The sequence below is a fragment of the Natronococcus sp. genome (genome assembly GCF_047921035.1).
Lineage (GTDB): Archaea > Halobacteriota > Halobacteria > Halobacteriales > Natrialbaceae > Natronococcus.
Map to the genome: position 1 here is coordinate 27,607 of NZ_JBLRWX010000036.1, position 6,577 is coordinate 34,183.

A 6,577-nucleotide genomic window follows, 5' to 3' on the forward strand; every position below is an offset into this window, starting at 1 on the left:
GCAAGGAGCGTCTCGAGGATGCGACTGGTGGTTGCGCTGGAAACCTTTTAAGTACCCAACCAGGTCAGATCACCGTCGGATACGGGCCGAGGTGTCGAGCGTTTCGTCGATGAGTTTCTCGGTTCCCCGGCGAAGCAGACCCGAGAGGTTCTGGTGGGACATCTCGAGTTCGGCCGCGAGTTCCCGCGTCGAAACCCGACGCGGAACCTCGTAGTAGCCCCGCTCCTTCGCGACGCGGAGGGCCTCCCGCTGTGCGGGAGTCAGCTTCCCGACCGAGTGGCGCGTCTCGTCCGGACGGGTGAGCGAAACGAGTCCGAACGAGTAGTCCCGCTCGTTGAGAAGTTCACGGAATCGGTCGAACTGATCGCGGGACGCGAACCGAACACGCAGCTCCCACGCGCCGGCGGTGGCCTGCGCGTTCAGGATCGTCGCCTCCCGATCGATGAACGCGTTGATCCGGTCGACGACGTCGTCGCTCCACCGGATGTCGTACAGTTTCTCGTCCTCGAACTCCGCCGTTTCGACGATCGACTCGACCGACGAGTCGTTCGTGATCGCGTCGTCGGCCGCACCGTAGTCGTCGGCGGCGACCCAAATGCAGGGCATTATCCACGCGGTGCCGTGGGCGGCGATCCGCTCGGCTCCGACCTCGAGTTCGGGGAGCGCCTCGAGCGTCTCCTCCAGAGCGAAGGCCGCGGCCTCGAGCTGAAACGTTCCGATCAGCATACCGATACCAGACGCCCCGGGAGCAAAACCGGTCGGCCCGAAGCTGCCGGTCGTCCCGGCAGATCCCGCCGCAATTATGTCAAGGCGATACGAGGCCCTCGAGTCCGGACGAGCGGATCGCCGTGGTCGCACGAGATCCACAACAGCTGCTGGCGCTATCGCTACTCCCCGTCGACGAGCCGCGGCCAGTCCCAGTCGACGCCCTCCGACGATCGGAAACCGATGCTCATCTCGTCGTCGATGCCGTCCGTCTCGGCCGCGCTCACCGAGCCGAGCGTCGCGCCGCCGAGGTCCTGGATCCGGAACTCGACCCCCTCGGAGCTGTCGAGGACGAACCGGCAGTCGACGGTCTCGTCGACCAGACTCGGCAGCGTCGAGTTCTCCGCGAGGATCTCGGCGCCGCCCCCGGTCTCTCGAGCGATCCGGATTCCGCCGTTCGGGTCGACGATGAGCCGCCAGCCCGGCGTCTGCGTCGACCAGACGTCCTCCTCCATTCCGACGAGGATCCAGGGCTGGAAGGTGTCCGAATCGGGCCGCATGAGCACCGAGACCTCGCGGCCGTCCTCGGGGTAGTTCGGAAGCCCCTGCCCGGGGAACGAGCGGACGTTCGAGTCGCCGTCCTGTCGGAGCCCCTGGCTCGAGTTCTCGTGGAGGGCCGCGCTCGAGGAGACGTCGGCGTCGCCGGTCCCGTCGAGCGTCCACGGACCATCGAGGTCGCCGCCCCCGTACGCCTCGAAGTCGTCGATCGTCAGCCCGTCCGCGTCGTCGCTCTCGTCGTCCGCGTCGTCGCCCGCGTCGCCGTCCCCGATCTCGAGTTCGTACGTGGCAGTCTCCTCGCAGTTGCTGAGCGACACCGAGTAGACCGCGGTATCGCCCGGTTCGGGAGCCGTCTCGTCGGCGTAGCGAGTACTCGAGAGCTCGGCGTCATCCTCGTCGTAGATCCGCGCCTCGATCTCGAGCGGGGGGCTCTCGTCGCCCTCGTTCTCGAGTTCGACGTGGACGTGACAGCTATCGGCCGGCGGCTCGCCGGCCCAGGTGTAGGTGTGGCGTCGAGCCGACAGCGACTCGCCCGCGTCCCCGGAGAGGGTTACGTCCCCCTCGATGGAGTCGTCCTCGTACACCTGCTCGTCGTCGTCGGCGCCGTCGGCTGGGTCGTCGCTTTCGTTGCCGGGCTCGTCCGTGTCGGGCTCGTCGTCGTTGGATTCGTCGCCGTCGTCGCCGGACTCGTCGCTCCCGTCGGGTGGCTCCTCGTCGTCACCGCAGCCGGCCAGCGCGATCGAGAGCGTCGCCCCGGCGCTCCCGAGTATCGTCCGTCGTCGCATACGTGTGTGTTATTCAACGCCAAAATAACAGTATCGAATATCGACGGTCGGGATCCCCTCGGCGAAGCCGTCGTCGTCAGCGGCACACGCCGACGATTACGAGTCCTGGTCGCCGTTCTCGTCGAGACACAGCGGATCGAGAACGAACTCGTGGATCGCTCGACGCGCCTCGTCGGGGGCGTCGTCGTGACCGAGCGAGATTCGCCGTCCGCGAGCGGCGTGAATCACGTCGGTGATGAGTTGGCCCATCCGTTCGGCGTCAACGTCGCGGAAGATGTCCCGTTCGATGCCGTCCTCGACGACCTCGACGATGCTGCCACGAATCCGCTCGTAGTGCTCGTTGAAGATCTCCCGGTGTTGCTCGTCGTTTTGCGCGTAGGTGTACAGCTCGTGGTACACCTTCATCCGGTCCCAGTGGGTGAACTCCCCGAACTCGGGCCCGAACAGACACTGATCGATTCGGGCCTCGAGTTCCGCTCGCGGGTCCGCGTCCCGCGCGACGTCGACGCTTCCCTCGTACTGGTCGATGACGTACTCGAGAAACGAGGCCATGAGATCGTACTTCCCCTCGAAGTGGTAGTGGATCACCTGTCGGGTCAGCTCCATCTCGTCGCCGATGTGGCGCATCCTGAGATCCGCGTACCCGTGCTCGCGTATCGCACGGAACGTCGCCTCCATGATCACCTCCTCGGTGTCCTTGTCGGCGGCGGTTCCGTCGGACTCGCTCATACGGTTACTCCGTTCGAACGATATATAGTTCGATTGCTCCGGCGGAGGGAGTTTACCAGACGGTAAACTTTTGTCCCCGCGGTCAGTCTGTCGGACTGCGCATGACAGGAACACTCATCCGGGGCGGAACCGTCGTCTCGCTCGATCCCGAGATCGGCGAACTCGAGGAGGCGGACGTGCTGATCGAGGACGGCGAGATCGGCGAGATCGGACGCGGGCTGAACGCGTCGAACGCCGAGGAGATCGACGCCACCGACCACATCGTGCTGCCGGGGTTCGTCGACTCGCACATCCACCTCGCCCAGACCCAGGTACGGGGTATCGCCGGGGACTGGTCGCTCATGGGCGACTACTTCGACCACATGCTCGGCAACATCGCCGGGCTCTACCAGCCCGAAGACATGTACCTCGGCGGCCTCTTCGGCGCCTTCGAGAAGCTCTACACGGGAACGACCACGGCCCTGGACTGGTCGTACCCCAACTCGCTCGAGCACGCCGAGCGGGCCGTCGACGCGCTGCAGGACACCGGACTGCGCGCGGTGTACACCTATGGGCCGCCGGGTGACGACGCGGCGACGTGGTGGTTCGACAGCGACGTCACCCTTCCCGAACAGGAAATTCGCGAGTTCTACGCCGAGCAGATCCGCGACGACGACCTGCTCGGGCTCGGGCTCGGGCTCCGGGGGCCGGACTTCTGTACCGACGAGGCCGCCCGCGCCGATCTGGAACTGGCCCGCGAACTCGACGCCGTCGCCACGATCCACATGGGCGCCGCGTGCTGGCCCTCGTCGGTCTACGGCGACGACTACCAGGGCTTTGGCTGCCTCCACGACATGCTCGGCCCGGACGTCAACGTCGCTCACGGAAACCACTTCTCTCAGGAGGATATCGACCACGCCGTCGAGCAGGGGGTCTCGTTCTCGGCGACGCCGGAGGTCGAGATGCAGATGGGCCACGGCATCCCCGTCACCGGCAAGGTCCTCGAGGCCGGCGGCCGGCCGGCGTGGGGCGTCGACGTCTGCTCGGACATCAGCGGCGACATGGCGACGCAGATGCGGATCGGCCTGCAGGTCCAGCGGATGTTCGAGAACCAGGCGATCCTCGAGGGCGATTCGGAGGTCACCGAGGTACAGACGACCGCGCGGGACACCCTCGAGATGGCCACCATCGAGGGCGCGCGGGCGTTGAACATGGAGAACGAAATCGGGACGCTCACCCCCGGCAAGCGGGCGGACATCGTGATGATCCGGACGGACGACTTCATGACCGCGCCGTGTCACGACCCGGTCCAGACCGTCGTCTTCCAGTCCGATCCGTCCCACATCGACACGGTGCTCGTCGACGGCGAACCGGTCAAGCGCGACGGCGAACTGCACAACCCGCTCGTCGAGGAGGAGTTCGACCGCTTCGTCGAATCCGGCGAACGGCTGCTCGACGAGGCCGGGGTCGACCTCGAGTAACCTACCTCACCAATTCACTCACGATGCGACTCGGACGATACGCGACGACGGACGGGGAACAGCCCTGGTGCGGCGCCAGGACGGACGAAGAGACGGTCGTCAACCTCGCCGAAGCGGGCGACGCCGCCGGCGTCGACCTCCCTCGCTCGAGCACCGAACTGCTGGCCGGCTGGGAGTGGCGACGGAAGGCCGAACTGGTCGTCGAGCACGCCGAGGAGACAGAGGTTGGCGTCTACGAACACGACGACCTCGAGCGACACGCGCCGGTAGGTGATCCACAGAAGGTGGTCTGCGTCGGGCTCAACTACCGGGATCACGCCGAGGAGGGCGACAACCCGATTCCGGACGAACCCGTCCTCTTCTCGAAGTTCCCGACGACCGTGACCGGCCCCGGGAGCACGATCAGCTGGGACCCCGACCTCACCGAGAAGGTCGACTACGAGGCCGAACTCGTCGTCGTCATCGGAACGGAAGCGCGCCGCGTCGACGAAGAGGAGGCCCTCGAGCACGTCGCGGGCTACCTCGTGGGCAACGACGTCTCGGCGCGGGACCTCCAGCACGGCGACGGCCAGTGGGTCCGCGGGAAGAGCCTCGACGGCTTCGCCCCGATCGGGCCGGAACTCGTCACGACGGACGAGGTCGAGGACCCGCACGATCTCGAGATCTGGGCCGAGGTGAACGGCAAGCGACTCCAGGAGTCGACGACCGCGAACCTCATCTTCGGCATCGACGAACTGGTGTCGTTCTGCAGCCAGGCGTTCACGCTGCAACCGGGCGACCTCATCTTCACCGGCACGCCGCCGGGCGTCGGCGTCTACCGCGAGCCGCCCGTGTTGCTCGAGGACGGCGACGAGGTGACGATCGGGGTCGAGGGGCTCGGCGAACTTACCAATAGCTGCGCGTTCGATAGCAGTAGTCAGTAACGCGACCTCCAGTTCAGTTTTCTTCGAGCAGCGACGGACGGTGAGTCAGTCAGTTCGCGGAGCAGTGAGACGGTTTCTCGACTCGATCTGAGGATTCGCTTGCAGGTGCCGCGTAGACCGCCCGACTGACCTCGGGTAGAAGATACGGACGACGATTCAGCGACCGCTGTTAGTGTCCAGAGCAGAGATGATCGGGCATAGAACGTTGATAGATCACTCCTCGAGCGCGCCGACGGATTCGAGATAGTCACGGACCTCGATAAGGAACTGCCGATACCGTTCAAGGTCCTGTAAGGCGTTGTAGACGACATCATGCTCGATGATCTCTCCGTAGGTGTGTGCGAGGACGTTACGGAACCGAGCACCCTGTGCCATTTCGGTGGCTGTCGAAGCCGAAAGGATGCCGAGTTCCTCGAGTGCACGCATCGATTTCGGATTGCTTTCCGGCGGTGAGCCCCGCTCGTGTTTGACCAGTTCCTCAGCGATATCGATCGCCGCCTCGGTCATTTTTACGAACCTGCGCTCGACGATATCCTGGCTATCGGTGTCGGCGTAGTACTCCTCTCTGGGTAGTGACTGCTTCCGGGCAAGGATTCCCAGGCTGACCTCGATCGTCTCGACAGCGTTCAGGATCCTGTTGAGGCGATCCGACGGGAATAGCTCACCCGTCATTCGTTGTGCGTCTCGCCGTCCGTTGCTGTCACGGCAGAACCGCTCAGGTGTTCGTCGATTTTGGTTAGTGCCGCATCGAACCGTTCACGCGGTGACTGAGGGGACGACTCCGTCTCCGTCAGCTGGTCTCGAAGGGCAGTTGCATGATCCGGCTCACCCACGAGGAGTATTCCGCGGTCGAAAACTGTCGCTGCCAGTTCCGGTGAAGCTCTGTAGAGATCCACGAGATCTACCCCGTTAGTCTCGAGTGTCTCACTGAGATCGGCACTCAGTCCGAAGAAGCGTTCGTTGTACTCCGGATCGGTCGGTTGGACGCCTTCGAGTTCGACTGCGAGATCGACGTCACTTCGAGAATGGGTCTCTCCGCTCGCGTGAGATCCAAACAGGATCGCCAGCCGGATCTCGTGTTCCTGAAACACCTCCTGTAGTCTCTCGAGTGGAAGAGAGTCGTCGAGAGTCGCCTCCTTCCAGGTTCTCATCGTTCGAAAACACGTTCTCGGTGTACATAAACGCTCAGGGAACATCGACGAGACGAAACACCGAACTTGAGAATATTACTGTACTCGGGGTCATAGGACAGTTCACATACCCTTTCTGCGGCTACCTGATTAACGATAAGTACAGACGACTCACTCACCGCTCGCTACGCTCGCGCTTCGATCGTCGTCCCGCAGAGAGACGCGCTGTCGCGCGTCTCGGACGGCTGTTCGCCCAGTAGAAACTGCGAGCGAAGCGAGCAGTTTGC

At 64.3% G+C, this 6,577-nt stretch carries 7 protein-coding genes; 2 read left to right on the plus strand and 5 right to left on the minus strand.

Annotation, left to right across the window (positions count from 1 at the left end; all coding sequences use genetic code 11):
* Window positions 1–69 precede the first annotated feature (69 nt).
* The 3 genes from ACNA7R_RS09490 to ACNA7R_RS09500 form a co-directional block, all read right to left on the minus strand.
* Window positions 70–726: a helix-turn-helix domain-containing protein gene (locus tag ACNA7R_RS09490; RefSeq protein WP_416283322.1), complete on the minus strand. Its 657-nt coding sequence runs from the start codon at window positions 724–726 to the stop codon at window positions 70–72.
* Between the two features lie 161 nt (window positions 727–887).
* Entirely contained in the window at window positions 888–2,048 is a 1,161-nt protein-coding gene (locus ACNA7R_RS09495) for a hypothetical protein (RefSeq protein ID WP_416283323.1), read from the minus strand.
* Between the two features lie 96 nt (window positions 2,049–2,144).
* The gene (locus tag ACNA7R_RS09500; RefSeq protein WP_416283324.1) at window positions 2,145–2,777 is read right to left on the minus strand and encodes a TetR/AcrR family transcriptional regulator; all 633 of its coding nucleotides are present in this window, start codon (window positions 2,775–2,777) and stop codon (window positions 2,145–2,147) included.
* A 101-nt stretch (window positions 2,778–2,878) separates the two neighbouring features.
* Here ACNA7R_RS09500 and ACNA7R_RS09505 point away from each other — a divergent pair, with 101 nt between their 5' ends.
* Together ACNA7R_RS09505 and ACNA7R_RS09510 are read left to right on the plus strand one after the other, a co-directional pair.
* Window positions 2,879–4,237: an amidohydrolase family protein gene (locus ACNA7R_RS09505; RefSeq protein WP_416283325.1), complete on the plus strand. Its 1,359-nt coding sequence runs from the start codon at window positions 2,879–2,881 to the stop codon at window positions 4,235–4,237.
* A 23-nt stretch (window positions 4,238–4,260) separates the two neighbouring features.
* On the plus strand, window positions 4,261–5,160 hold the full coding sequence (locus tag ACNA7R_RS09510) for a fumarylacetoacetate hydrolase family protein (protein ID WP_416283326.1): 900 nt from the start codon (window positions 4,261–4,263) through the stop codon (window positions 5,158–5,160).
* A gap of 213 nt (window positions 5,161–5,373) precedes the next feature.
* On the opposite strand, the gene hepT is transcribed toward ACNA7R_RS09510, so the two are convergent.
* On the minus strand, window positions 5,374–5,832 hold the full coding sequence (gene hepT / locus ACNA7R_RS09515; RefSeq protein ID WP_416283327.1) for a type VII toxin-antitoxin system HepT family RNase toxin: 459 nt from the start codon (window positions 5,830–5,832) through the stop codon (window positions 5,374–5,376).
* Window positions 5,829–6,311 (minus strand): type VII toxin-antitoxin system MntA family adenylyltransferase antitoxin, encoded by a 483-nt coding sequence (gene mntA / locus ACNA7R_RS09520; RefSeq protein WP_416283328.1) that lies wholly within the window; start codon window positions 6,309–6,311, stop codon window positions 5,829–5,831. The genes hepT and mntA overlap by 4 nt, the downstream gene beginning before the upstream one ends.
* Window positions 6,312–6,577: the final 266 nt, after the last annotated feature.